The sequence below is a fragment of the Rhizobium sp. Root708 genome (assembly GCF_001429725.1).
In the GTDB taxonomy this organism is placed as follows: domain Bacteria; phylum Pseudomonadota; class Alphaproteobacteria; order Rhizobiales; family Rhizobiaceae; genus Rhizobium.
Genome location: NZ_LMHV01000001.1, coordinates 455,167 through 480,000 on the forward strand (window position 1 = coordinate 455,167; position 24,834 = coordinate 480,000).

General features: G+C 60.0%; 27 protein-coding genes (1 of these 27 only partly in view). 10 read left to right on the forward strand and 17 right to left on the reverse strand.

The window, feature by feature from the left end; translation table 11 throughout:
- Nucleotides 1-18: 18 nt before the first annotated feature.
- From ahcY to ASE04_RS02145, 6 genes are all read right to left on the reverse strand, one after another.
- Nucleotides 19-1,419: an adenosylhomocysteinase gene (ahcY, locus tag ASE04_RS02120; protein ID WP_056811160.1), complete on the reverse strand. Its 1,401-nt coding sequence runs from the start codon at nucleotides 1,417-1,419 to the stop codon at nucleotides 19-21.
- A 167-nt stretch (nucleotides 1,420-1,586) separates the two neighbouring features.
- Nucleotides 1,587-1,862, reverse strand: coding sequence for an HPr family phosphocarrier protein (locus ASE04_RS02125; protein ID WP_016556881.1), 276 nt, complete (start codon nucleotides 1,860-1,862; stop codon nucleotides 1,587-1,589).
- Nucleotides 1,863-1,878: 16 nt separating this feature from the next.
- The gene (locus ASE04_RS02130) at nucleotides 1,879-2,280 is read right to left on the reverse strand and encodes a PTS sugar transporter subunit IIA (protein ID WP_007528763.1); all 402 of its coding nucleotides are present in this window, start codon (nucleotides 2,278-2,280) and stop codon (nucleotides 1,879-1,881) included.
- Between the two features lie 153 nt (nucleotides 2,281-2,433).
- Nucleotides 2,434-2,874, reverse strand: a complete 441-nt coding sequence (locus ASE04_RS02135) for an HPr kinase/phosphorylase (protein ID WP_056811162.1) — start codon at nucleotides 2,872-2,874, stop codon at nucleotides 2,434-2,436.
- Nucleotides 2,871-4,625 carry a sensor histidine kinase gene (locus ASE04_RS02140; RefSeq protein WP_244490313.1) on the reverse strand — a complete coding sequence of 585 codons (1,755 nt, stop codon included), beginning with the start codon at nucleotides 4,623-4,625 and terminating at the stop codon, nucleotides 2,871-2,873. Before ASE04_RS02140 ends, ASE04_RS02135 begins: the two co-directional genes overlap by 4 nt.
- Nucleotides 4,626-4,740: 115 nt before the next feature.
- Entirely contained in the window at nucleotides 4,741-5,472 is a 732-nt protein-coding gene (locus ASE04_RS02145) for a response regulator transcription factor (protein WP_194273809.1), read from the reverse strand.
- Between the two features lie 342 nt (nucleotides 5,473-5,814).
- Between ASE04_RS02145 and ASE04_RS02150 the strand changes: the two genes are divergently transcribed.
- The 3 genes from ASE04_RS02150 to ASE04_RS02160 all read left to right on the forward strand — a co-directional run bounded on the left by ASE04_RS02150 (nucleotide 5,815) and on the right by ASE04_RS02160 (nucleotide 8,569).
- Nucleotides 5,815-7,425, forward strand: a complete 1,611-nt coding sequence (locus tag ASE04_RS02150) for a phosphoenolpyruvate carboxykinase (protein ID WP_056811173.1) — start codon at nucleotides 5,815-5,817, stop codon at nucleotides 7,423-7,425.
- Between the two features lie 96 nt (nucleotides 7,426-7,521).
- Nucleotides 7,522-7,956 (forward strand): alternative ribosome rescue aminoacyl-tRNA hydrolase ArfB, encoded by a 435-nt coding sequence (gene arfB, locus ASE04_RS02155; RefSeq protein WP_056811175.1) that lies wholly within the window; start codon nucleotides 7,522-7,524, stop codon nucleotides 7,954-7,956.
- 1 nt (nucleotide 7,957) lies between these two features.
- On the forward strand, nucleotides 7,958-8,569 hold the full coding sequence (locus ASE04_RS02160; protein ID WP_056811178.1) for an alpha-ketoglutarate-dependent dioxygenase AlkB family protein: 612 nt from the start codon (nucleotides 7,958-7,960) through the stop codon (nucleotides 8,567-8,569).
- On the opposite strand, the gene coaA is transcribed toward ASE04_RS02160, so the two are convergent.
- Genes coaA through hisB form a run of 7 tightly spaced genes read right to left on the reverse strand, consistent with a single transcriptional unit; the run spans nucleotide 8,566 to nucleotide 13,226 of the window.
- Complete coding sequence (gene coaA, locus ASE04_RS02165) at nucleotides 8,566-9,561, reverse strand: type I pantothenate kinase (protein ID WP_056811182.1); 996 nt, start codon at nucleotides 9,559-9,561, stop codon at nucleotides 8,566-8,568. The two genes, ASE04_RS02160 and coaA, sit on opposite strands and share 4 nt — an antisense overlap.
- Nucleotides 9,558-9,881 carry a phosphoribosyl-ATP diphosphatase gene (locus ASE04_RS02170; protein ID WP_056811185.1) on the reverse strand — a complete coding sequence of 108 codons (324 nt, stop codon included), beginning with the start codon at nucleotides 9,879-9,881 and terminating at the stop codon, nucleotides 9,558-9,560. Before ASE04_RS02170 ends, coaA begins: the two co-directional genes overlap by 4 nt.
- A 15-nt stretch (nucleotides 9,882-9,896) precedes the next feature.
- On the reverse strand, nucleotides 9,897-10,685 hold the full coding sequence (gene hisF / locus ASE04_RS02175) for an imidazole glycerol phosphate synthase subunit HisF (protein WP_056811188.1): 789 nt from the start codon (nucleotides 10,683-10,685) through the stop codon (nucleotides 9,897-9,899).
- Complete coding sequence (hisA, locus tag ASE04_RS02180; protein WP_056811192.1) at nucleotides 10,682-11,431, reverse strand: 1-(5-phosphoribosyl)-5-[(5-phosphoribosylamino)methylideneamino]imidazole-4-carboxamide isomerase; 750 nt, start codon at nucleotides 11,429-11,431, stop codon at nucleotides 10,682-10,684. Before hisA ends, hisF begins: the two co-directional genes overlap by 4 nt.
- A gap of 26 nt (nucleotides 11,432-11,457) precedes the next feature.
- Nucleotides 11,458-12,108, reverse strand: a complete 651-nt coding sequence (hisH, locus tag ASE04_RS02185) for an imidazole glycerol phosphate synthase subunit HisH (protein WP_056811196.1) — start codon at nucleotides 12,106-12,108, stop codon at nucleotides 11,458-11,460.
- A complete protein-coding gene (locus ASE04_RS02190; protein WP_056811198.1) occupies nucleotides 12,109-12,594 on the reverse strand; it encodes a DUF2628 domain-containing protein in 486 nt (161 codons plus the stop codon). It lies immediately after the preceding gene.
- A gap of 23 nt (nucleotides 12,595-12,617) precedes the next feature.
- A complete protein-coding gene (gene hisB / locus ASE04_RS02195; protein WP_056811199.1) occupies nucleotides 12,618-13,226 on the reverse strand; it encodes an imidazoleglycerol-phosphate dehydratase HisB in 609 nt (202 codons plus the stop codon).
- 179 nt (nucleotides 13,227-13,405) lie between these two features.
- Here hisB and hslV point away from each other — a divergent pair, with 179 nt between their 5' ends.
- From hslV to ASE04_RS02225, 6 genes are all read left to right on the forward strand, one after another.
- Nucleotides 13,406-13,933 carry an ATP-dependent protease subunit HslV gene (hslV, locus tag ASE04_RS02200; protein WP_037131477.1) on the forward strand — a complete coding sequence of 176 codons (528 nt, stop codon included), beginning with the start codon at nucleotides 13,406-13,408 and terminating at the stop codon, nucleotides 13,931-13,933.
- Nucleotides 13,920-14,441, forward strand: coding sequence for a GNAT family N-acetyltransferase (locus ASE04_RS02205; protein WP_056811202.1), 522 nt, complete (start codon nucleotides 13,920-13,922; stop codon nucleotides 14,439-14,441). The genes hslV and ASE04_RS02205 overlap by 14 nt, the downstream gene beginning before the upstream one ends.
- Nucleotides 14,438-15,745 (forward strand): ATP-dependent protease ATPase subunit HslU, encoded by a 1,308-nt coding sequence (gene hslU / locus ASE04_RS02210; RefSeq protein WP_056811204.1) that lies wholly within the window; start codon nucleotides 14,438-14,440, stop codon nucleotides 15,743-15,745. The genes ASE04_RS02205 and hslU overlap by 4 nt, the downstream gene beginning before the upstream one ends.
- A 188-nt stretch (nucleotides 15,746-15,933) precedes the next feature.
- The gene (locus ASE04_RS02215) at nucleotides 15,934-16,881 is read left to right on the forward strand and encodes a DUF1402 family protein (RefSeq protein WP_056811328.1); all 948 of its coding nucleotides are present in this window, start codon (nucleotides 15,934-15,936) and stop codon (nucleotides 16,879-16,881) included.
- A 49-nt stretch (nucleotides 16,882-16,930) separates the two neighbouring features.
- A complete protein-coding gene (locus ASE04_RS02220; protein WP_056811207.1) occupies nucleotides 16,931-18,334 on the forward strand; it encodes a cytochrome P450 in 1,404 nt (467 codons plus the stop codon).
- 99 nt (nucleotides 18,335-18,433) lie between these two features.
- Complete coding sequence (locus tag ASE04_RS02225) at nucleotides 18,434-20,605, forward strand: malate synthase G (protein WP_056811211.1); 2,172 nt, start codon at nucleotides 18,434-18,436, stop codon at nucleotides 20,603-20,605.
- 77 nt (nucleotides 20,606-20,682) lie between these two features.
- On the opposite strand, the gene ASE04_RS02230 is transcribed toward ASE04_RS02225, so the two are convergent.
- Nucleotides 20,683-21,375, reverse strand: coding sequence for a L,D-transpeptidase (locus tag ASE04_RS02230; RefSeq protein ID WP_056811214.1), 693 nt, complete (start codon nucleotides 21,373-21,375; stop codon nucleotides 20,683-20,685).
- A gap of 181 nt (nucleotides 21,376-21,556) precedes the next feature.
- Here ASE04_RS02230 and ASE04_RS02235 point away from each other — a divergent pair, with 181 nt between their 5' ends.
- Nucleotides 21,557-22,051, forward strand: a complete 495-nt coding sequence (locus ASE04_RS02235; protein ID WP_056811217.1) for an MmcB family DNA repair protein — start codon at nucleotides 21,557-21,559, stop codon at nucleotides 22,049-22,051.
- A gap of 6 nt (nucleotides 22,052-22,057) precedes the next feature.
- Here ASE04_RS02235 and ASE04_RS02240 read toward each other — a convergent pair whose 3' ends face one another.
- The 3 genes in view from ASE04_RS02240 to hrpB are tightly spaced (at most 60 nt apart) and all read right to left on the reverse strand, a layout consistent with a single transcriptional unit that may run on beyond the window.
- Nucleotides 22,058-22,633, reverse strand: a complete 576-nt coding sequence (locus ASE04_RS02240; RefSeq protein WP_056811331.1) for an ActR/PrrA/RegA family redox response regulator transcription factor — start codon at nucleotides 22,631-22,633, stop codon at nucleotides 22,058-22,060.
- 60 nt (nucleotides 22,634-22,693) lie between these two features.
- A complete protein-coding gene (locus ASE04_RS02245) occupies nucleotides 22,694-24,004 on the reverse strand; it encodes an ActS/PrrB/RegB family redox-sensitive histidine kinase (RefSeq protein ID WP_056811334.1) in 1,311 nt (436 codons plus the stop codon).
- 25 nt (nucleotides 24,005-24,029) lie between these two features.
- Nucleotides 24,030-24,834: the end of an ATP-dependent helicase HrpB gene (gene hrpB / locus ASE04_RS02250; RefSeq protein ID WP_056811220.1), read on the reverse strand. The gene runs 1,652 nt beyond the window's last position; only the last 805 of its 2,457 coding nucleotides appear in the window; its start codon lies beyond the right edge, outside the window — the gene reads right to left on this strand; it ends in the stop codon at nucleotides 24,030-24,032.

Genomic DNA, 24,834 nt, shown 5'->3' on the forward strand with positions numbered 1-24,834 from the left:
TGGATATCGATCCGAGGATCAATATCTGTAGTGGTCAGACTTGAATGGGCCCTGCGGCGTCACGCCGATATAGGCTGCCTGTTCCTGCGAAAGCTGCGTCAGCTTCACGCCGAGCTTCTCGAGGTGCAGGCGCGCGACCTTCTCGTCGAGGTGCTTCGGCAGGATGTAGACCTGGTTCGTGTACTGGCCGGGCTTGGTGAAGAGCTCGATCTGCGCCAGCGTCTGGTTGGTGAACGACGCCGACATCACGAAGGATGGGTGGCCGGTTGCGTTGCCGAGGTTCAGGAGGCGGCCTTCCGAGAGCAGGATGATGCGGTTGCCCTTCGGGAACTCGATCAGGTCGACCTGCGGCTTGATGTTGGTCCACTTCAGGTTACGCAGCGCGGCGACTTCGATTTCGTTGTCGAAGTGGCCGATGTTGCCGACGATCGCCATGTCCTTCATCGCGCGCATATGGTCGATGCGGATGACGTCCTTGTTGCCGGTCGTGGTGATGAAGATGTCTGCGGAAGACACAACGTCTTCGAGCGTGACAACTTCGAAGCCGTCCATGGCTGCCTGAAGCGCGCAGATCGGATCGACTTCCGTAACCTTGACGCGGGCGCCGGCGCCCTGAAGCGAAGCAGCTGAACCCTTGCCGACGTCGCCGTAGCCGCAGACGACGGCAACCTTGCCGGCCATCATCACGTCGGTGCCGCGGCGGATACCATCGACCAGCGATTCCTTGCAGCCGTATTTGTTGTCGAACTTCGACTTCGTAACGGAGTCGTTGACGTTGATTGCCGGGAAGGGAAGCAGGCCCTTCTGGCTGAGTTGGTACAGACGGTTGACGCCCGTGGTGGTTTCTTCGGTCACGCCCTTGATCGCGTCACGCTGCTTGGTGAACCAGCCCGGCGAGGCAGCAAGGCGCTTCTTGATCTGTGCGAAGAGGATTTCTTCTTCTTCCGAATGCGGGTTCGACAGCACGTCTTCGCCAGCTTCGGCGCGAGCACCGAGCAGGATGTACATGGTGGCATCGCCGCCGTCGTCGAGGATCATGTTGGAGAAGCCACCGTCGGTCCACTGGAAGATCTTGTCGGTGTAGACCCAGTAATCATGCAGCGACTCGCCCTTGATGGCGAAAACTGGAACCCCGGAAGCGGCGATTGCGGCAGCGGCATGGTCCTGCGTCGAGAAGATGTTGCACGACGCCCAGCGGACTTCGGCGCCGAGTGCAACCAGCGTCTCGATGAGAACGGCCGTCTGGATCGTCATGTGCAGCGAACCGGTGATGCGCGCGCCCTTGAGCGGCTTCGAGGCGCCGAACTCTTCGCGGCAGGACATCAGGCCCGGCATTTCTGTTTCAGCGATCGTGATTTCCTTGCGACCGAAGTCCGCGAGGCCGATATCGGCGACGACGTAATCTTTTTCAGTGCTCATTGGGTTTTCTCCAGGCTGAAAAGCGGCTCAAAATTCAAAGGCGCACAACGGCACCGCATGCGTCCACGCAGTCTGCGCGGCGATGAAAGGCCGTTTAGCAGGCTTCTGGGGTGAAGGCAATAATGATATAAAGAAGTCTTTATATGTTTATATGAGCCCGTCGGCTCTTACATTTCCTCGCCGAAGCGATTTTGGATAAGCTCATCTAGAGCATCCAGAGCCTGCGCGGCCTGATTGCCGCTGGCGGAAATGAGAACACTGGAACCGGGGCTTGCCGCCAGCATCATCAATCCCATGATCGAGGTTCCCCCAACCGTCATCCCGTCTTTTGAAACAGTGATGGCAGCATCGAAATTCTCGACCAGCTGGACGAACTTCGCAGAGGCGCGTGCATGCAGACCGCGCTTGTTGATAATCAGAATTTCACGGGAGAGTGCAGTCATGGGCGCGATATGCTCACTATTTGCCGCTGAGGACGCGGCTCGCGACATTGATGTATTTCCGTCCGGCTTCGGAAGCCTCGACGAGCGCCTTTTCCATATTGTTTTCGCCGCGCACCCCGGCGAGCTTGATCAGCATTGGAAGGTTCATACCGGCAATCACTTCCGTGTGGCCGCTGCTCATGACGGATATCGCCAGGTTGGAGGGCGTGCCGCCGAACATGTCTGTCAGAATGACGACGCCATGGCCGTCGTCGGCACGGGACACTGCTTCCAGAATATCTTGTCGCCTCTGGTCCATGTCGTCTTCGGGACCGATACAGACCGTTTCGATGAATTTCTGAGGACCGACGACGTGTTCGACCGCATGACGAAACTCTTCAGCCAGCTTGCCATGAGTGACAAGCACAAGTCCGATCATGATATTACTGCTCCTAGTGGCGTATGCAAACGATGGGCCCAATATCGCAATGCAGCAATCGCGTCCACCGTGGGGGCACATCTTGGCGATGAAAAGCGGAAGTGCAAGACAAAAATACGACTTTATCGCTTGGATTTGCCGATTTCGCAGGCACTATCGGCCGATTTCGGGCAGCCTTGCCATCAGGATAGCCAGTGGCAGAGGTACGTTCGGCAACAACCTGATGGCCGGCAGATCGATGCCGTCTGAAAGCTGCGTCGACTCGTTGTCAGGGGGCAGGCGGTGCTCGCCCGTGGGGCTGCCTGGAAGCACCGCGTAGTGCATGGCGGCCTGAGCTGCAAAGGGCACCCGAACAATGCCTGTGCCGCGCAATTCGATCATGCCCTGGATCGAAGGGGGGCATTCGGCGATCACTGCGCCATCCTGTTCTGATAGGAACACCTGGTCGTCGGCGACGAGAAGGGCAGGGATCCCGAGGCGCTGCGCCTCGGTGATGCAGGTGAAGGCCAGTAGCGACTTGCCCCAGCCGGAAGGTCCAGTGAACAGAAGGCCTGTTTTGCCGATGACGATGGCAGTTGCGTGGATATTCGTCATGCGGCCGCGGCGGCCGGCAGAGCGAGGATGAAGCGTGCGCCGGTTACTTTCTCGGTTTCCGCGTCGATGATGTTCTCGGCGCGGAGCGACCCGCCGTGGGCTTCGGCAATCTGGCGGCTGATCGACAGGCCAAGGCCGGAGTTCTGTCCGAAGCCTTCCGATTCAGGCCGGTCGGTGTAGAAGCGCTCGAAGATGCGATCGATATTTTCGGCGAGAATGCCCGGGCCGTTGTCTTCGACATACACGATGCAGCGCGAGCGTGTCCTCACCAGCCTTACGGTGATCTTGCCCTCAGGCTCGGGCACGAAGGAGCGGGCATTTTCGATGAGGTTTGTGACGATCTGACCGATCCGCAGATCATGGCCGTTGACCACGAAGCGCGTCTTCACGCCGGGCTTCCGCTCGATGGCAAACTCTATCTGCACTTCTTTCTTGCGATTGCGGATCTGACGCGAGATATCGACCAGGTCACGCAGCAGAATCTCGAGGTCGACCGATCGCGCGTCGACACGCGCCAGCTCGGCATCGAGGCGTGAGGCGTCCGATATGTCGCTGATCAAGCGATCCAGACGACGGACGTCGTGCTGAATGACGTCGAGCAGCCGCTTCTTGGAATCATCCGTTTTCGCGAGCGGCAGCGTTTCGACGGCGCTGCGCAGCGATGTGAGGGGGTTCTTCAGCTCGTGGCTGACATCGGCGGCAAAGCTTTCGATCGCATCGATGCGGTCATAAAGCGCCGTCGTCATTTCGCGCAAGGCGATGGAAAGGTTGCCGATTTCGTCCTGTCGGGCCGAGAAATCAGGGATTTCCTCGCGCTCCTTCGCGCCGCGTCGAACGCGGATCGCGGCAGCGGAAAGACGTCGCAACGGATTGGCGATCGTTGACGAGAGGACAAGGGACAAAAGTACGTTGACGAGCGTCGCGACGCCGAACACCCGCATGATGCCGAGGCGCTCCGCGTGAACGATGTTGTCGATATCACCGGCCTGGGTCGACAGCAGCAGGACGCCGAGGACGGCGCGGAAACGCTGGATCGGCACCGCGACAGAGACGATAAGCTCGCCCTTCTCGGTGGTACGGACCACCGCGCCGCGTACACCGGTCAGCGCGTTCATGACCTCTGGATAGATCGAACCGTCGCCGCCTGGGGCTTCCTTATAGAGCGGCAGATTTCCAGGCTGCAGCATCTTGTTGAAGATGGTCGTGAACCACTGGCCCCAGGTCTGCTCTTCGTCGTCGACAGGCGGGAGATCGAAACGCAGGACCTGACCGCGCGAATAGAGATGCCGGGAATCAAGCAGCAGATTGGCATCGGCATCGAAGATGCGGGCGCGGGTTCTCGTCGGAGAGATCAGCCGGCGCAGAACCGGGGCGACTTTCTCCGGATTGATCGGGAATTCCAGATCCTCATCGTTCGGGACCGGCGTGATACTCTGTCCGGCCTGAAGTTCGAGAAGCTTTTCCGGATCGATGGTGATGGAGTTGGTGTCGACAGAGGCCGATGCCGAAACCGCGCCTGCGATGATCTCGCCCTGCGTGAGCAGGCTTTCGACACGCGCATCGATCAGCCCCTCGCGGAACTGGTTGAGATAGAGAATGCCGCCCACGAGAACGACAAGTGCCGCGAGGTTGAAGAAGAGAATCCGGCGCGTCAGACTCGAGAAGACGGCGTTCCCGAAGATGCGCCGGATGATCGTGAAGGGATGCGACCAGCGTCGTCCCCTGACGCGGCGGCCACTTATGCCTTCCACGTCGTCAAGATCTCTTTCCTGCACCACTTGTGCCAACGACAGGCCCTTTCGGAGAGCGGACCGCTTTCGCGGTCACCAGCTCTCGACAATTCTCACGTGCCGCGCCGCGCGGGCGTCAGGCTGCTTCGCGGAAGCGGTACCCCACTCCGTAGAGCGTTTCAATCATATCAAAGTCAGTGTCGACCATCTTGAATTTCTTGCGCAGCCGCTTGATGTGGCTGTCGATGGTGCGGTCGTCGACATAGACCTGCTCGTCATAGGCCGCATCCATCAATGCGTCACGGCTTTTGACGACGCCTGGACGCTGCGCCAGCGAATGCAGGATGAGGAATTCGGTAACGGTCAGCGTCACCGGCTCACCCTTCCAGGTGCAGGTGTGGCGTTCCTGGTCCATGACCAGCTGGCCACGCTCCAGCGAACGCGCGAGCTGTTGTGCTGTGCCCGGCTTCGGAGCGACACCGCCGGCTGCGGCTGCGGCCTCGCGGCTCGATGCGCGGCGCAGAACGGCGCGCACGCGCTCGACCAGCAGGCGCTGCGAGAACGGCTTGGTGATAAAGTCGTCGGCACCCATCTTCAAGCCGAAGAGTTCATCGATCTCTTCGTCCTTGGAGGTCAGGAAGATCACCGGGATGTCGGACTTCTGCCGCAAGCGGCGCAGGAGCTCCATGCCGTCCATACGCGGCATCTTGATATCGAAGATGGCAAGCTGCGGCGGACGGGCGAGAAGACCATCAAGGGCGGAAGCACCGTCCGTATAAGTCTCGACCTTATATCCTTCAGCCTCGAGGGCAATCGATACCGAGGTGAGGATGTTGCGGTCGTCATCAACGAGCGCGATTGTCGGCATGGTATTCATCTCCGTCATCTATGCGCGTCTCCAGGAATTTTGAAGGTCCCCCAGGCGGCCTTTCTGAACCGGATGCGCTTATGGGGATAAAGGTGGAACAAATTGTGGCAAAGATAAAGGGTGCGATTGTCGCAAAGTTTTCATAGCAACCAAAAGGTGCATGCGACGTTTTCGTCTCGGCGACGAATTCAAACGATTTAAAATAATGCGGAAAAATTTAAATCGATTAATAGTTTGATATTGCTCGATTTTATCGATTTCTGGCTATTGCGTTTTAAAAAGACCGCCCGTACGGTCATCCTCAGTTCTTAACGGCACGAGCCTCAAGGGAAGGGAAAGACCATGGAGCTGTTCGGAGTCCACAACCCGGCGATAGAGCTGGCAACGATTGGTTTGGGGAACGCAAACAGCGTTCGTTATAACTTTACGGCCGCCTCCCTCTATGAAGAATCGATTCGCCGGGGCGAGGCTCAGTTGACCGCCCATGGTGCCTTGCGCGCCCTGACCGGCCAGCACACCGGCCGCTCGCCGCGCGACAAGTTTGTCGTTCGCGACGGCAATACGGACGACCAGATCTGGTGGGACAACAACAAGCCGATGTCGCCGCAGCACTTCGCGCTGTTGAAGCAGGACATGCTCGCGCACGCCGCCGGCAAGGACTTGTTCGTTCAGGATCTCATCGGCGGCGCTGACGAAAACAACGCCTTGCCGACGCGCGTCGTCACCGAACTTGCCTGGCACTCGCTTTTCATTCGCAACCTGCTGATCCGTCCCGAGGCCGCGTCGCTTGGGACGTTCGCCCCGAAGCTGACGATCATCAACCTGCCGACGTTCAAGGCGGACCCGGAACGCTACGGCTGCCGCACCGAAACCGTCATTGCTTGCGACTTGACCAACGGAGAAGTGCTGATCGCCGGCACGTTCTACGCTGGCGAGATGAAGAAGTCGGTCTTCACTGTTCTGAACTACCTGCTGCCGGCAAAGGGCGTCATGCCGATGCACTGCTCGGCCAACGTCGGTCCTGACGGTGATTCGGCGGTGTTCTTCGGTCTCTCGGGCACCGGCAAGACGACGCTTTCGGCAGATCCGGCCCGCACGCTGATCGGAGACGATGAACACGGCTGGGGCGAGGACGGCGTCTTCAACTTCGAAGGCGGCTGCTACGCCAAGACCATCCGTCTCTCGGCCGAAGCGGAACCCGAAATCTACGCGACGACGCAGCGTTTCGGCACCGTCCTCGAAAACGTTGTTCTGAACGACCAGCGCGAACCCGACTTCAACGATGGGTCGCTGACCGAAAACACGCGTTGCGCATACCCGCTGGATTTCATTCCAAACGCGTCGAAGACCGGTCTTGCCGGTCATCCGAAGACGATCATCATGCTGACGGCTGATGCGTTCGGCGTCATGCCGCCGATCGCAAAGCTGACGCCTGATCAGGCCATGTACCACTTCCTGTCCGGCTACACGGCCAAGGTGGCGGGCACCGAGCGCGGTGTAACCGAGCCGGAAGCAACCTTCTCGACCTGCTTCGGCGCTCCGTTCATGCCACGGCATCCGTCGGAATACGGCAATCTCCTGAAGGATCTCATCGGTCGTCACGATGTCGAATGCTGGCTGGTTAACACCGGCTGGACCGGTGGTGCTTACGGCACCGGCAAGCGGATGCCGATCAAGGCGACCCGAACGTTGCTCGCTGCAGCTCTTGCGGGTGATCTCGGCAAGGCCGATTTCCGCGTCGATCCGAACTTTGGCTTCGCGGTTCCGGTCGCAGTGCCGGGTGTCGACACGGCGATCCTCGATCCGCGCGCCACGTGGCAGGATGCGATCGCCTATGACGCGCAGGCAAGCAAGCTGGTGACGATGTTCATCGAGAACTTCGCGAAATTCGAGAGCCACGTCGATGGCGGGGTGCGCGATGCGGCCCCGGGGTTTCGCGTCGCCGCTGAATGACGCGCCAAAACATTGATGATTCACGTGAAACCCGGCGATCTCCGCCGGGTTTCTTTGTCTGTTCCCAAGGGCCAGCCGATGTGAGATAGAAATCGCATGGCCAGCGACCCGCTTTATATCAATGATCGAATCACCATCGCCGGATGGGAATTGACGGAGCAGTTCGTCCTGGCGGGCGGCCCGGGCGGGCAGAACGTCAACAAGGTTTCGACGGCGGTCCAGCTCTTCTTCAATATTCCGAACTCCCCTTCGCTGAACGAGCGTGTGAAGGCGAATGCCGTAAAACTCGCCGGCAAGCGTCTCTCGAAGGAAGGCGTGCTGATGATCGAGGCGAGCCGCTTTCGCAGCCAGGACCGGAATCGTGAAGACGCGCGCGAGAGACTGAAGGAACTGGTTCTCGAAGCCGCAAAGCCGCCGCCGCCCCCCCGCAAGAAAACCAAGCCCACAAAGGGATCGATCGAACGCCGGCTGAAAGCGAAGTCGGGTCGGTCGGAGGTAAAGAAGATGCGCGGGCGACCGCTCGGAGATTGATATGATGAAGCTGCCGAACGGTGTCAGTCATCGCCCCGATTACCTGGATCGGCCGCGGCAGCAGGCATTGGTCGACATTGTCCGGTTGATCGTCGCCGACGCCCCGCTATTCGTGCCCGTCATGCCCGGTACCGGCAAACCGATGTCCGTTCGCATGACGAATTGCGGTCCGCTCGGCTGGGTCACCGACAGGGAACGCGGCTATCGCTATCAGCCGACGCATCCCATGACAGGCAAGCCTTGGCCGGATATCCCCGTGGAACTGCTGGAAATCTGGAACGATGTCTCCGGCTACGACAAGCCGCCGCAAGCCTGCCTCGTCAACTTCTACTCCGACGAGGCGCGCATGGGACTTCATCAGGACAAGGACGAGCAGAATCTATCAGCGCCTGTCGTTTCGATCTCGCTCGGCAATAGCTGCCTGTTTCGCGTCGGCGGCCTTGCGCGCAACGACAGGACGCTTTCCTTCAAGCTCTCAAGCGGGGATGTCGTGGTCTTGGGGGCGGAAGGGCGACTTTGCTTCCATGGCGTCGACAAGATCTATCCGTCGACGTCAACTTTGTTGAAAAGCGGTGGCCGGATCAATCTCACGCTTCGCCGGGTAACGGCCTAGAGCTTTCTGAGCGCGACCTGCTCTATGAGATGGTTGTTGCCCTTGCGCAGGATCAGGTCGGCACGCGGACGCGTCGGAAGGATGTTTTCCTGAAGGTTCTTCAGGTTGATGTTTTCCCAGAGACCTTCCGCGATCGTCAGTGCTTCTTCCTCGCTGATCGAGGCGTAGCGATGAAAGAAGGAGTGTGGATCGCGGAACGCTGTTTCACGAAGTCGCATGAAACGCGTTACATACCAGTCGTGAATCCGGCTTTCGTCCGCATCGATGTAGATCGAAAAGTCGAAGAAATCGGAGACCATCGGCACGATCTTGCCGCCCGCTGGCAGGTCACGCGATTGCAGGACATTGATGCCCTCGAAAATCAGAATATCCGGCCGGTCGACGATCTTGTGTTCGTTTGGCAGCACGTCATAGACAAGATGCGAATAGGAGGGTGCCTTGACGTTCGGCTGGCCCGCCTTGATCGCCGCGAGGAAGCGCAGGATCGCGCCGGTATCGTAGCTCTCGGGAAACCCCTTGCGCTGCATCAGGTTTTCACGCTGCAGCACGGCGTTCGGATGCAGGAAGCCGTCGGTCGTGACGAGATCCACCTTCGGGCTGGACGGCCACCGCGTCAAAAGCTCCTTCAGGATACGGGCAGTGGTCGATTTGCCGACGGCAACCGAACCGGCGATGCCGATCACGAACGGCGTCTTCGCCACGTCGGAGAGGCTCAGGAAGCGGTTGCGCTGCTCAAAAAGCAGCTGCGACGATTCCACATGTGCCGAGAGGAGGCGCGAAAGCGAAAGATAGATTCGCCGCACTTCATCAAGGTCGATCGGGTCGCCCATCGAGCGCAGCCGCTTCACTTCGTCGGCTGTCAGCGTAAGAGGCGTGTCCGCACGGAAATGCGCCCATTCCTCCGAAGAAAAGAAGTGATAGGGCGAATAGGCATTCGCCTGAAAATGATCGAGCGTCTCGGGCGCTCCGATGAGCTGTCTTGCGATACTCATGAACTTTGCCGGCTCGCCTTTTCTTTCAGGCCGGATTGAGCGGTACGGCGCTCAAGCTCCGCCATGACACTTTGCAACGGAATGTCCGCGACCTTCAATACGACCAATAGGTGATAGAGCAGGTCGGCGGCTTCGTAGGTGAGGTTCTCGCGATCGTCGGTGATCGCGGCCATCACGGCCTCGATCGCCTCTTCGCCGAGCTTTTTCGCGGCTTTCGGCTGACCTGATGCAACAAGCTTTGCCGTCCAGGACTCATCCGGCGAGGCTTTCGACCGGGCATCGACGATCTTTTCAAGGTCGGCGAGGGTGAATTCGCTCATGATTCTGCTTCCCACTCAGTCCAGACGCATGTCGATGCCGCAAGACGACATATAGCGCTTCGCTTCTCCGACGGAATAGGTGCCGAAATGGAAGATCGAAGCGGCCAGCACGGCGTTGGCGTGTCCCTGCTTGACGCCCGCCACGAGATCGTCGAGGTCGCCGACGCCACCGGAGGCAATGACGGGCACCCTAACCGAATCCGCGATGGCGCGTGTCAGTTCGAGATCGTAGCCGACCTTGGTCCCGTCCCGATCCATCGAGGTCACAAGCAGTTCGCCGGCCCCCCGCTCGACCATCTTTCGAGCAAAATCCACGGCATCGATGCCGGTCGCGTTGCGGCCGCCATGCGTGTAGATCTCCCAGGCGCTCTGGTTGTCCTGGCCGACAGCTTGGGTGCGCCGCCGCTTGGCGTCGATCGAGACGACGATGCACTGGTCTCCGAACTTGCCGGCGGCTTCCGCAACGAAATCGGGGTTGTTGACGGCCGCCGAATTGATCGAGACCTTGTCCGCGCCACAGAGAAGCAGCTTGCGGATGTCGGCAATCGTGCGAACGCCACCGCCGACGGTGACAGGCATGAAGCACTGTTCGGCAGTGCGCGCGACGACATCGAAGATCGTTTCGCGATTGTCGGAGGACGCAGTGATATCGAGGAAGCAGAGTTCGTCGGCGCCGGCGGCGTCATAGGCCTTGGCAGCCTCGACCGGGTCTCCGGCATCGACGAGGTTGACGAAGTTGACGCCCTTGACGACGCGGCCGTCCTTGACGTCGAGACAGGGAATGACACGAGCCTTCAGGGTCATTGTGCCGTCTCCTTTGCGCGTGCGGCCGAAATCAGCGCCAGCGCCTCTGCCGGATCGATGCGTCCATCATAGAGCGCGCGACCGGAAATCGCACCCTCGAGCTTGCGTGCGTCGGACTGCAGCATACGTTTCACGTCTTCGATCGAAGCAAGGCCGCCGGACGCGATGACCGGGATCGATACGGCCTCGGCAAGCTCGAGTGTCGATGCCCAGTTGATACCGGCGAGGATGCCGTCGCGGTCGATATCGGTGTAGATGATCGCGGCGACACCGGCGCCTTCGAACTTCTTCGCGAGCTCTACAACGCCGAGCTCGGAGGCTTCGGCCCAGCCTTCGACCGCGACTTTACCGCCCTTGGCATCGATGCCAACGGCAACGCGGCCGGGAAACTTTTTGCAGGCTTCGATCACGAGGTCAGGATCGCGCACCGCGATCGTGCCGAGAATGACGCGGGCAAGACCGCGAGACAGCCAGTTTTCGATATGGTCGAGCGTGCGAATACCGCCGCCGAGCTGAACCGGGTTCTTCGTTGCCTTCAGGATCGCATCGACCGCGGCGCCATTGACGCTTTCGCCGGCGAAAGCGCCATTCAGATCAACGACGTGCAGCCATTCAAAGCCTTGATCTTCAAAGGCCTTCGCCTGCGCGCCGGGATCCGGATTGTAGACGGTCGCCTGTTCCATATCGCCGAGCTTGAGGCGAACGCACTGGCCATCCTTGAGGTCGATTGCAGGAAATAGGATCATTCTGTCAGTCCTTGCAGTGCGCGAGCTCAGGGCTTCCAGCGCAGGAAATTGGCAATCAGGGCGAGGCCGAGCTTCTGGCTTTTCTCCGGATGGAACTGGGCTCCGGCCATGTTGTCGCGACCGACGAAAGCGGTGATCGGATCGCCGTAGTCGGCCGTTGCAATCACGTCGCCGTGGTTCTTCGCTGCCAGATGATAGGAATGCACGAAATAGGCATGCAGCCCGTCCGGTCCAGTCGGAATGCCGTCGAACAGCGGGTGAGGGGATTTCAGGTCCAGTGTATTCCAGCCGATCTGCGGGATCTTCAGATTGGGATCACCAGGCGTCATCTCGACGACATCGCCGGGAATCCAGCCGAAGCCATCGGTGACGGTTTTCTCCAGACCGCGCGACGACATCAGCTGCATGCCGACGCAAATGCCGAGGAAGGGTCGGGCTTTGTTCTGGACCAGATCGATCAACGCTTCCGCCATGCCGGGAACGGCATCCAGCCCGCGGCGGCAGTCGGCATAGGCGCCAACACCCGGCAGAACGACGCGATCGGCTGCCGCGACGATCTCTGCCTTGTCCGTCAGCTCGATTGCTGCGTCGATGCCGGATTCCCGTGCAGCACGTTCGAAGGCCTTCGTTGCCGAACGCAGATTGCCGGAACCGTAGTCTATAATTGCGACGCGCATTCAGCGCCCTCCATCAAAACCAAAGAGACCGAGCGAGGTGGCGTTGCCGCGTCGCGATGCATGGGCTGCAGGATCCCATTGCGGCGAGGGCACCGGACGGCTGTCGCCGGCATCGGTCTGGACATTCGAAAAGTAGATTTCTTCCGCGGTTTCAAGCGAGTCTGCCGAAACGAGATCGGCTTCGCCCCAGCCTTTCGCGACCAGATTGCGGGCCCGAAGATTTTGACCCTCGAGCGCTACCAGAAGACTGGTGGCGAAGGTAATCGCGACGCCGACTGGCCAGAGGTCAGCCCGGTCGGCCAGCGCGCCGCCGAGGCTTTGCAGGAGAAATGCGGCGATAGCGTAGAGCCACAGCCGATGGCAGCCTAGCCATATCCAGGGGAAGAGAAAGCCGAGCACGGTAAAGCCGTCGCGAATGAAGCGCGTCTTCTCGTGGTTGGTGTCCTTTCCCGCAGGCGCAGTCAGAACCAGATAGCTGGAAGTCATATCGTCAAGCTCCCTCAGGGGGCTCAGACGAGCGTGCCCTTCGTCGAGGGAACACGGCCCGCCTGTCTCGGATCGATCTCTGTCGCCGTACGCAGCGCGCGGGCAACGGCCTTGAAGCACGTCTCTGCAATATGGTGGTTATTGGCACCATAATGGTTGAGCACATGCAAGGTGATGCCGGCGTTCTGGGCAAGCGCCTGGAAGAATTCGCGAACGAGTTCCGTGTCGAACGTGCCGATCTTCGGCGCGCTGAAGGCGACGTTCCAGACGAGGAACGGACGACCGGAGAGATCGACGGCTGCCTTCGTCATCGTCTCGTCCATTGCGAGGTCGATCGAGGCGTAGCGCGTGATGCCGCGGCGATCGCCGAGCGCCTTGGCGATTGCCTGGCCGATCGCGATGCCCGTATCTTCAACCGCGTGATGATCGTCGACATGCAGATCGCCCTTGGTATCGATCTCCATGTCGATGAGCGAATGTCGTGACAGTTGATCGAGCATATGATCGAAGAAGCCGACACCCGTCGAGATTTTCGACTTTCCGGTACCGTCGAGATTGACGGAAACGGAAACCGAAGTCTCGTTCGTCTTGCGGGACACGGCACCCGTGCGGCTTGCTGCGGTCTCGGCCATATGGCTGCTCCATCAGGAAATACGGGGGTTCCATATCAGGCGAGCCGCGAAATATCCAGAACCGCGGCGGCAGAAAAAGACGCCATTTGCAATCGGCATTCACGCACTTACATAGGGCTGGACAGGGCCGGCATTCGGCCCGACGCAACAGGCCCGGCAGACGGGCAAAGGTATAGTAGATGACAACGATTGTTACAGTTAGAAAGGGCGGCAAGGTCATCATGGCCGGCGACGGTCAGGTAAGCCTCGGCCAGACCGTGATGAAGGGCAACGCCCGCAAGGTGCGGCGCATTGGCAAGGGTGAAGTCATCGCCGGTTTCGCAGGCGCCACGGCCGATGCCTTCACGCTCCTCGAACGTCTCGAAAAGAAGCTCGAACAATATCCAGGTCAGCTGATGCGCGCCGCCGTCGAGCTTGCCAAGGATTGGCGCACGGACAAGTATCTCCGCAACCTCGAAGCCATGATGCTCGTCGCCGACAAGCAGGTGACGCTGGCGATAACGGGCAATGGCGACGTTCTTGAGCCCGAGCATGGCGCCATGGCGATCGGCTCCGGTGGCAATTTTGCGCTCGCTGCCGCCCGCGCCTTGATGGATACTGACAAATCGGCCGAGGAGGTCGCGCGTCGCGCCCTCGATATCGCCGCCGATATCTGCGTCTACACGAACCATAACGTGGTGGTGGAAACCCTGGATGCCGAAAGCTGAGCCAGCCCTGAACTACCGTTTCCGCGACATCAGCCATGAGGATTTTGGCCTCGTGGCGAAGTGGCTGGCAGAGCCGCATGTCGCGAAATGGTGGGACGCGCCGGAGAAAGCGCTTCCCTCGATCGAAAAGTCGATGAAGAGCATTGTGACAAGACCGATGATCGTGGAAATGGACGGGCAGCCGATCGGCTATCTGCAAAGCTACGATCCTCATCTGGAAGACGGCCACCCATATCAGGACCAGCCGAAAGGCACGTTGGGTATCGATATCTCGATCGGGATTCCCGAGCTTGTCGGCAAAGGGCACGGCACTGCGATTATCCGCCAGTTCACCTCCGAACTCTTCGCCGGTGGCGCCAGGCGCATCGTGATCGATCCGGATCCCCAAAATCGCCAGGCGATCAGGGCTTACGAAAAAGCAGGTTTCCACTACGTCGATACACGAACTTCCATCTATGGTGCAGCCCATTTCATGGCGCTCGATGCACCCGGAGTAACAAACAGATGACTACATTTTCCCCTCGCGAAATCGTTTCCGAACTCGACCGCTATATTATCGGCCAGCATGAGGCCAAGCGCGCGGTGGCGATTGCACTGCGCAACCGTTGGCGTCGCCAGCAACTCGATCCCGATCTGCGCGACGAGGTCATGCCAAAGAACATCCTGATGATCGGACCGACCGGCGTCGGCAAGACGGAAATCTCCCGTCGCCTCGCCAAGCTGGCAGGCGCCCCCTTCATCAAGGTTGAAGCGACGAAATTCACCGAAGTCGGCTATGTCGGCCGTGATGTCGAACAAATCGTCCGCGATCTCGTCGAGGTCGGAATCGGGCTGGCGCGCGAAAAGAAGCGGAGCGAAGTCCAGGCCAAGGCGCACATGAGCGCTGAAGAACGTGTTCTCGACGCACTCGTCGGCGCCACGTCGTCGCCGGCCACCCGCGACAGCTTCCGTAAGAAGCTGCGCAGTGGCGAGCTCGACGACAAGGAAATCGATATCGAGATCGCCGATACCGGCACAGGCATGGGCGGTTTCGATATTCCCGGCATGCAGGGCGGCAATATCGGCGTGCTCAACCTTTCCGAAATGTTCGGCAAGGCGATGGGTGGTCGTACCAAGAAGGTCCGTACGACGGTCAAGGCATCCTATACGGATCTTATCCGCGACGAATCCGACAAGCTGATCGACAACGAAGTCATTCAGCGCGAGGCGATCCGGGCTGTCGAGAATGACGGCATCGTCTTCCTCGACGAGATCGACAAGATCGCGGCTCGCGATGGCGGCATGGGCGCCGGCGTTTCGCGCGAGGGCGTACAGCGGGACCTTCTTCCGTTGGTCGAAGGCACGACAGTGTCGACGAAGTACGGCCCGGTGAAGACGGACCACGTGCTTTTCATCGCTTCTGGTGCCTTCCATGTTTCCAAGCCGTCCGATCTGCTGCCGGAACTGCAAGGCCGTCTGCCGATCCGCGTCGAGCTGCGCCCACTCACCAAGGAAGATTTCCGCCGCATCCTGACGGAGACCGAGGCGAGCCTCATCAGGCAGTACAAGGCTCTCATGGAAACGGAAGGACTCAGCCTCGAGTTCACCGACGATGGCATCGATTCCCTGGCGGATGTTGCCGTCCACTTGAATTCGTCCGTCGAAAACATCGGTGCGCGTCGCCTGCAGACCGTGATGGAGCGCGTTTTGGACGAAATCTCGTTCAACGCGCCGGATCGCGGCGGCTCAAGCGTGACGATTGACGCCGAGTATGTCCGTAAGCATGTCGGCGATCTGGCGCAAAACACCGATCTGTCACGTTTCATCCTGTGATGAACAAGCATCGGGGCGCGTCTTACTGACGTGATCCCGCGATTTTGACGGCTTCAACTCTCGACAGCGGGCCTTTTACTTTTTAGTGAAGGGCCCGTTTTGTTGTCGGCGCCAGCATTATTCGGCCAAGATTTTGGTCCAGTCAGCGCGCTTCGCGACATTGCCATGAAACGATGGGAACGCTGATCGTGCGACGTTTTCTGACAAGCCTCTTGATTGCCGCTGCCGTGCTGACGTCGGCGCCTGCCTTCGCCATGCAGGTGGTGCCGCCGGGCAACCGTCACGCCGAGCAGCCGGATATTCCGGGCGCTTCGGTTCGCCGCACCAAGGGCACGAAGACATCGTTCGATCGCAAGTACGATAAGGTCCATGATCTCCTGGCGTCGGATCATGAACTGATGGCCAAGATCAAGAAGGTTTCGGCCGCCTACGGCATCGATCCTATCCATGTGATCGGCGCGATCGTCGGCGAGCATACATACAATGTCGACGCCTATGATCGCTTGCAGTCCTATTACGTAAAGGCGGCATCCTACGCCGGTGAGAGCTTCCGCTTCGCTTACAATGGCGAAGACGTCGATGATTTCATCAAGCGGCCGCAGTTTGCGGAATGCAACGGCAAGAGCGATTCCTACACGCTGTGGAGCTGCCGCGAGGACGTCTGGGAAAGTGACTTCCGCGGCAAGACTGTCGATGGCAAGAGCTACCCGAACAATCGCTTCAGCGCGGTTTTCTTCCAGCCCTTCTACGCCGGTCAGACCTTCGGCCTCGGTCAGATCAACCCATTGACGGCCTTGATGTTGACCGATCTGGTTTCGAAGGTGTCGGGCTACGAGAGACTGAACGAGAAGGATGCCGGCTCGGTTTATAAGGCGATCATGCAGCCGGATATCTCGCTCGCCTTTGTCGCGGCCTCGATCCGCCGATCGATCGACGACTACAAGCAGATCGCGGGCGTGGACATTTCCAAGAACCCTGGTCTCACGGCGACGCTCTACAATGTCGGCAACTCGCGCCAGCGTGCCGCAGCTCTTGCCGCAAAGAACCGCGCTTCCGGGGAAACCGTCTGGCCGGAAGAAAACTATTACGGCTGGCTGGTCAACGATAAGCTGGACGAGCTGGAGCGCCTGCTCTAGCTTTCGCCTTGCCGGGGACTTTTATCTCCTGTGAAAAGGCTGAGTTCTGATGGACATGCGTCCAGATCCTTTTGTACCGCCCGCACCAGTGCCCCGCACGGTGCCGCCGAGCCGGCTTGAGATTATTCGCACCATTCTGCGTAACCCGCTCGAGCTCTGGGGCGAGCCCTCTTATACATTGCCGTGGATCCAGACGCGCTTCTTTCGCGAAAGGACGCTGATCGTCAACGATCCCGGCTTGATCCGTCACGTACTCGTCGACAATGCCGCCAACTACCGCATGTCGGATATTCGCCAGCTGATCTTGCGCCCAATCCTGCGCGACGGGCTGCTGACCGCGGAAGGAGATGTGTGGAAGCGCTCCCGCAAGGCCGTGGCGCCGGTCTTCACGCCGCGCCACGCGAACGGCTTTGCCGGGCAAATGCTTCGGCAGTCTCAGGACTATGCGCGGAAATACGAAGCGGCCGGCAGCGAAGGCAAGGTCTTCGAGATTGCTGCCGACATGACGGAGCTGACCTTCGCCATTCTCGCCGACACGCTCTTCTCCGGAGAGATCGTCACCTCCTCCGACAGCTTTGCCGACGACGTCAACGCGCTTCTGCACCGCATGGGGCGTGTCGACCCGATGGACCTCTTGCGCGCGCCATCCTGGATTCCGCGCGTCACGCGCATCGGCGGGCAGAAGGTGCTTGGCAAGTTCCGCAACATTGTCCGCGAGACCATGGATGCTCGCCTTGCACGGATGCGCGCCGATCGCGCCGCCGCGCCCGACGATTTCCTGACCCTCCTTCTGGAGCAGGCCGAGAGCGGCGGGCTGACGAATGACGAAATCGAAGACAATATTCTCACGTTCATCGGTGCCGGTCATGAGACGACGGCGCGAGCCCTCGCCTGGACGCTCTATTGCGTGGCGAACACGCCGCACATCCGTGAGGCGATGGAGGAGGAAATTGACCGTGTTGTGGCTGAGGAGGTCGAGCCAGTAAAATGGCTCGACCTGATGCCCTATACGCGCGCTGCCTTCGAGGAGGCGCTTCGACTCTATCCGCCGGCGCCGTCGATCAACCGCGCCGCCATCGCCGCCGATCGCTGGACCAACGCGAAAGGCGAGACGGTGGAGATCGAGGCCGGCGTCACGGTCCTTATCATGCCGTGGACGCTGCATCGCCACGAACTCTACTGGGACAAGCCGCGCGCCTACATGCCGGAGCGGTTCCTGCCGGAAAATCGCGGTAGCGTCGGGCGTTTCCAGTTTTTGCCGTTCGGCGCCGGCCCGCGGGTCTGCATCGGCGCGACCTTCGCGCTGCAGGAGGCCGTCATCGCTCTTGCCGTCCTGATGCACCGTTTCCGCTTCGACATGACGGACCAGACCAATCCCTGGCCGGTGCAGAAACTGACGACCCAGCCGCAAAACGGCTTGCCGATGCGCGTAACGCCGAGATATGTTCCTTAAGGGACATAAATCTTTAGAACTATTGCATAATTGACTATGAATGAAAGCCGGGCAAAGTGGCAGCATGCGAAAGCCCGTGTGGGTCTGAGGAGATATTGAATGAGCCGCATCGATAAGAATGGTCTTGCTGTTGAAGCCGTCCTTCACGATTTTCTGGTCAAGGAAGCGCTGCCCGGCTTGAAGATCGATGCCGACAAGTTCTTTGCCGATTTCTCGGCCGTCGTCCACGATCTGGCGCCGCGCAATCGCGAGCTGCTCGCAAAGCGCGATGCGCTTCAGCTCCGCATCGACGACTGGTACCGCCAGCATGGTGCGCCGACCGATATGGAAGTCTATCAGGCGTTTCTGCGTGACATCGGCTATATCCTGCCGGAGGGCTCGGATTTCCAAGTCACGACGACGAACGTCGATCCCGAGATTGCCTCGATCGCCGGACCTCAGCTCGTCGTTCCCGTGATGAACGCGCGTTACGCGCTGAACGCCGCTAACGCTCGTTGGGGCTCGCTCTATGATGCGCTCTACGGCACGGATGCGATCCCTGAGACAGACGGCGCCGAGAAGGGGAAGGGCTACAACCCACAGCGCGGTGAAAAGGTCATTGCCTGGGCTCGCGATTTCCTGGACACGGCCGCGCCGCTTGATGGCTGGAGCTGGAAGGACGTCGCGACGTTTGCGGTTCAGGACGGTGCTCTTGTCATCACCTCGACAGATGGCGAAAGCGTTTCGCTTGCTGATACCGCACATTTTGCCGGCTATCAGGGCGAAGCCACGGCGCCGACCCACCTCCTGTTGAAGGACAACGGCATCCACATCGACATCGTTATCGATGCCTCGACGGCCATCGGCAAGAGCGATCCGGCCCATATTTCCGACGTGTGGCTGGAATCGGCGATCACCACGATCATGGATTGCGAAGACTCGATTGCCGCGGTCGACGCCGAGGACAAGGTCGTCGTCTATCGAAATTGGCTCGGCCTCATGAGGGGGGACCTTCAGGAGGAAGTGTCGAAGGGCGGCTCGAGTTTCATTCGCAAACTCAATCCCGATCTGCAGTACAACGACGCATCGGGTGCACCGTTTGAAGTGCATCGCCGCTCGCTTATGCTGGTTCGCAACGTCGGCCATCTGATGACGAATCCGGCTATCCTTGATCGCGACGGCAACGAAGTGCCTGAAGGGATCATGGACGCAATAATCACAGGCATGATCGCCCTCTACGACGTCGGCCCGAACGGCCGCCGCAAGAATTCCCGCGCCGGTTCGGTCTATGTGGTCAAGCCGAAGATGCACGGTCCCGAGGAAGTGGCGTTCGCGGCCGAAATCTTCTCGCGCGTCGAAGATGCCCTCGGCATGGCGCGCAACACGATCAAGATGGGCATCATGGACGAGGAACGGCGCACCACTGTCAACCTCAAGGAATGCATCCGCGCCGCCCGTGAACGCGTCGTCTTCATCAACACCGGCTTCCTGGACCGCACTGGCGACGAGATCCATACCTCGATGGAGGCCGGGCCGATGATTCGCAAGGGCGATATGAAACAGGCCGCCTGGATCGCGGCCTACGAGAACTGGAACGTCGATATCGGTCTGGAATGCGGCCTTTCCGGCCATGCTCAGATCGGCAAGGGCATGTGGGCCATGCCGGACCTGATGGCGGCGATGCTGGAGCAGAAGATCGCGCACCCGAAGGCCGGCGCCAATACCGCCTGGGTTCCGTCGCCGACCGCCGCGACGCTGCACGCCACCCATTATCACCGCGTCAATGTCGCCCGCGTCCAGCAGGGTCTGAAGGATCGCGCTCGAGCCAAGCTCTCCGACATCCTCTCGGTACCCGTTGCTGTCAGGCCGAATTGGCAACCTGAGGAAATCCAGCGCGAACTCGACAACAATGCCCAGGGCATTCTGGGCTACGTTGTCCGTTGGGTCGATCAGGGCGTTGGCTGCTCCAAGGTACCGGACATCAACAATGTCGGCCTCATGGAAGACCGTGCGACGCTGCGCATCTCCGCCCAGCACATGGCGAACTGGCTGCACCACAAGGTTACGTCCGAAGCCCAGATCGTGGAGACGATGAAGCGTATGGCCGCGATCGTCGACCAGCAGAATGCATCCGACCCGGCCTACACGCCGATGGCTGCGGATTTCGACGGTTCGATCGCCTTCCAAGCGGCACTCGATCTTGTCTTGAAGGGCAGGGCGCAGCCGAACGGCTATACGGAGCCGGTCCTGCATCGCCGCCGTCTCGAGTTGAAGGCCAAAGCATCGACGTAATTGCCGAGCAGGTAACAGAAAAGGCCGCCGGAACGAAAGCTCCGGCGGCCTTTTTTATACCGAATTTGGCGTCCCGCTTACTGGATAACGACGACCTTGGATGTGTTCTTGCCGGGGCGAACGCGGTTGTAGAGGTCGATCACGTCCTGGTTCATCAGGCGAATGCAGCCCGAGGAAGCGGCTGTGCCGATCGACGCCCATTCCGGCGTGCCGTGCAGGCGGAAGAGGGTATCTTGGCCCTTGTCGTTGAAGAGGTACATGGCGCGCGCGCCGAGTGGGTTGGTCAGACCAGGGCCCATACCCTCTTCGACATACTTGGCAACCTCAGGCTTGCGCTCAGCCATTTCCTTCGGCGGATGCCAGGTCGGCCATTCCTGCTTCCAGGCGACGTAAGCTGTACCAGCCCAGGCGAAGCCCTGCTTACCGACGCCGATGCCGTAGCGCATCGCCTTGCCGCCGGGCAGGATGTAATAAAGGAAACGCTCGCGGGTGTTGACGATGATCGTACCCGGACGCTCCGTGGTATCGTAAGAGACAACCTGCCGGCGGAACTGCGGCTTGACCTTCTGGATCGGGATCGCCGGAAGCGAGTAGCCCGCATCCGTCGTTACGCCATACGCGTCATCGAAGATTTGTGCCGTCTGGACGATCGGTCCTGTGGCGACAGCATCCTTGTTTTCGACGGAGGCGCTTTCGGAAGTCGTTGAGCAACCGGCCAGAGCGAGCGTCGCCATCAGGCCGAATACAGGAAGTGCATTGCGGATGCGCATGGATGTCTCTTAGTAATGGGGCAAGGGAGGATCGTTCTTCTGAACCATCTTTGATTATGGTTTATTTTCGATTAACTTTGCCTTTGCAAGCTGTTGCAGTGCGGCAGAGCCAATACGCAATGGCAAACTAGAACCGCATGGTTTTTTTGCAACAACGGCCGCAACCTCCCCACGGTTATCCATGACGATTTTGAGTGTTTACAATAACAATCCGTTAATCGATGGCCGGCAATCGGACAGAGCCATGCTGGTGCGTCGTGGAACGCAGATTCTACTTCATGAAATGCGTCATGCTGTTCTTCCCGAACTGCCGCTCGCCAGCGGCCGGCGTGCCGATCTGATTACCGTTTCCGAGAAGGGCGAGATCTGGATCATCGAGATCAAGACGTCGATCGAGGATTTCAGGGTGGATCGAAAGTGGCCCGAGTACCGGCAGCATTGCGACCGGCTTTTCTTCGCCACCCACAAGGACGTGCCACTGGACATCTTCCCTGAGGATTGCGGTCTCTTCCTTTCCGACGGCTACGGCGCGCATATGCTGCGCGAGGCGCCCGAACACCGACTGCCGCCCGCGACCCGAAAGGCGGTAACGCTGAACTTCTCACGCGCGGCCGCCCAACGCCTGCTCATGGCCGAATGGGCCAACGGCAAGCCTTTCAACGTCGACGATGTCTGATGGTGCTTATTTCGGTGCGCGTTTGGCGAGGATTCGCTGAAGCGTGCGTCGATGCATGTTCAGCCGCCGTGCGGTTTCGGAAACATTGCGCTCGCACATTTCATAAACCCGCTGGATATGTTCCCAGCGAACGCGATCGGCCGACATCGGGTTTTCAGGCAGCTCTGCCTTCTCGCCGGCGCGCTGCGTCAATGCTGCGTAGACATCATCCGCATCCGCCGGCTTGGCCAAATAGTCCACCGCGCCCAGTTTGACCGCCGTCACCGCGGTTGCAATGTTGCCGTACCCGGTCAGGACGATGATTCGCGTGTCGTCACGGCGCTGGCGGATTGCCTCGATGACATCGAGGCCGTTACCATCCCCAAGCCGCAAGTCGACCACGGCATATTTCGGCGGATGGCTCTTCGATTTCGCGACACCCTCTGACACCGACTCTGCCGTCTCCACCCGAAAGCCGCGAGCTTCCATGGCGCGTGCGAGCCGGCGAAGGAACGGGCCGTCGTCGTCCACGATCAACAGGCTCGCATCGGGACCGATGTGATCCTCGTTTGCCGCGGAAGTATCGTGGTCCGGTTCGTTCATCATCTCAACCCTGGTGCTATTCGCCTTATTATGTCGCAGTCTTTAATTAGGCCGATACAGTTATTTTGTCGAATGTGCATCAATGAGCATGCGCGGCCATTCGACACGCACGCGGGCGCCGGCGCCCTGCGGCGCGCGATTCTCGAAAATCAGCGACGCGCCTGAGCGTTCCAGTAGCGTCTTCGCGATGAACAGCCCGAGGCCGAGGCCGCCCGCACGATCCTCTTTCTGTCTCTTTGTCACGTAAGGCTCGCCGATCCTCGTCAGAATATCGGACGAATACCCGTCGCCGTCATCTTCCACGATGATCCGCACGCTGCGCTGATTATGCTCCACCGTGACGGTCACCTTGTCTCGCGCATAGTCGACGGCGTTTTCAATGAGGTTGCCGAGCCCATACATGATGCCGGCATTGCGATCGGTGACCGGCTCTCCCTTTCGCGAGTTCTTCTCGATGAGTTCCAGCTTGATTCCGAATTCGCGGTGCGGCGCGACGATCTCTTCCATCATCGAGGAGAGGGGCAGGCGCCGCAGATGCGCGTCGCCTTCCGCCGAAAGCGTTGCAAGCCGTCTCAGAATGTCGCGGCAACGCTCGCTTTGACTGCGCAGCAGCTGCACGTCTTCGCGGAACCGCTCGTCGTCCTTCAGCTCCCGCTCCATCTCCTTGGCAACGACGCTGATGGTGGCAAGCGGTGTGCCAAGCTCATGCGCGGCCGCAGCGGCGAGGCCGTCGAGCTGCGAAAGATGCTTCTCCCGCTGCAGAACGAGCTCGGTTGCCGCAAGCGCATCGGCGAGCTGGCTGGCCTCCATCGAAACCCGGTAGGCATAGAATGCCGCGAAAGCCATGGTCGAGGCGATCGAACACCAGACGCCGAACTGCATGACATTATGGACGTTGATCTCGACGCCGTCGAACCACGGAAGCGGGAAGGGCGAGAAGGCCAGAATGGTGATACACACCATCGCGACGAGGATCAGCGCGGTACTGTAGCGAATTGGCTGCGAGGCGAAGGAGATGATCACGGGAACACAGACAAGCGCTGCAAACGGATTGGCGAGGCCGCCCGTAATGAACAGCAGCGCGCAAAGCTGTAAGAGATCGAAGCCGAGAAGAACGAAAGCGGCGCCCGGATCGATACGATGCGTCGGCGGATAGCGGATCATCAGGTAGAAGTTGACGGTGGCAAGCGCCGCAATCAGGGTTGCGCTTGCCAGGAGAGGCAAGGGAAATTTCAGCCAGAAGGCGACGACGAAGACCGTCAGCGCCTGTCCACCGACCGCCAGCCATCGTAGCCGGATAAGTGTCTGAAGCCGGAGCCTTCTGCTCCGATGCCTGCCGTCGTCGGTCAGGCTTTCGACGTCATCGACCATAATCTTGTCCTTGCCGCTTTTCGGCTCATGTACCACGCGGCTTCGCCCTTGTCGTCGGCAGGGCTTCTTCCGGGCGCTCCGGCCAGGGATGTCTCGGATAGCGCCCTCGCATGTCTGCGCGCACATCTTTCCACGATCCGGCCCAGAAACCCGGAAGATCGCGTGTCGTCTGGATTGGCCGATGCGCCGGCGATGTCAGTTCCAGCAGCAGCGGCAGGCGGCCGCCGCCGATCGCCGGATGCTGTCTGAGGCCGAAAAGCTCCTGGACACGGATGGTCAGCGCCGGTTCTTCGCCGTCATACTGGATCGGATGCCGCTGGCCCGTCGGTGCTTCGAAATGCGTCGGCGCGAGACGGGCAAGGTCGCGCTGCAACTCATGTGGTATGAGTCCCATCAGGCCGTTCGACAGACCGGAGGCCGAAATGTCCGAAATCCCCCGCGCGTCGCTCTGATAGGGAACGAACCATTCGTCCAGACGCGACAGCAACGCCTCGTCGCTGACATCAGGCCATGGTGCGCCGATGCCGCGATGAAGAAAGCCGATGCGTTCGCGGAGCTGTATCGCTTCCTTCGAAAAGGGAAGCTGTTCCAGCCCCAGCTCGCGCACCCCTTCAGCCAGCGCGCGTGTCACCGCCTCGCCCGTCGGGCGGGGAAGGGGCGCCTCGTCGAAAACGATCGCGCCAAGTCTCGTGGCCCGTCTTGCCCGAACTTGTCGGCTTTGCCGATCGAAGAACGTCTGCTCGCCGGTCGAAATGGCGCCCGGCAGTTCGGCGTCGACCTCGGCGCGAGAGATTTCCGCCGCCGCCAGAATACGGGCCTGGGCGGCGCGT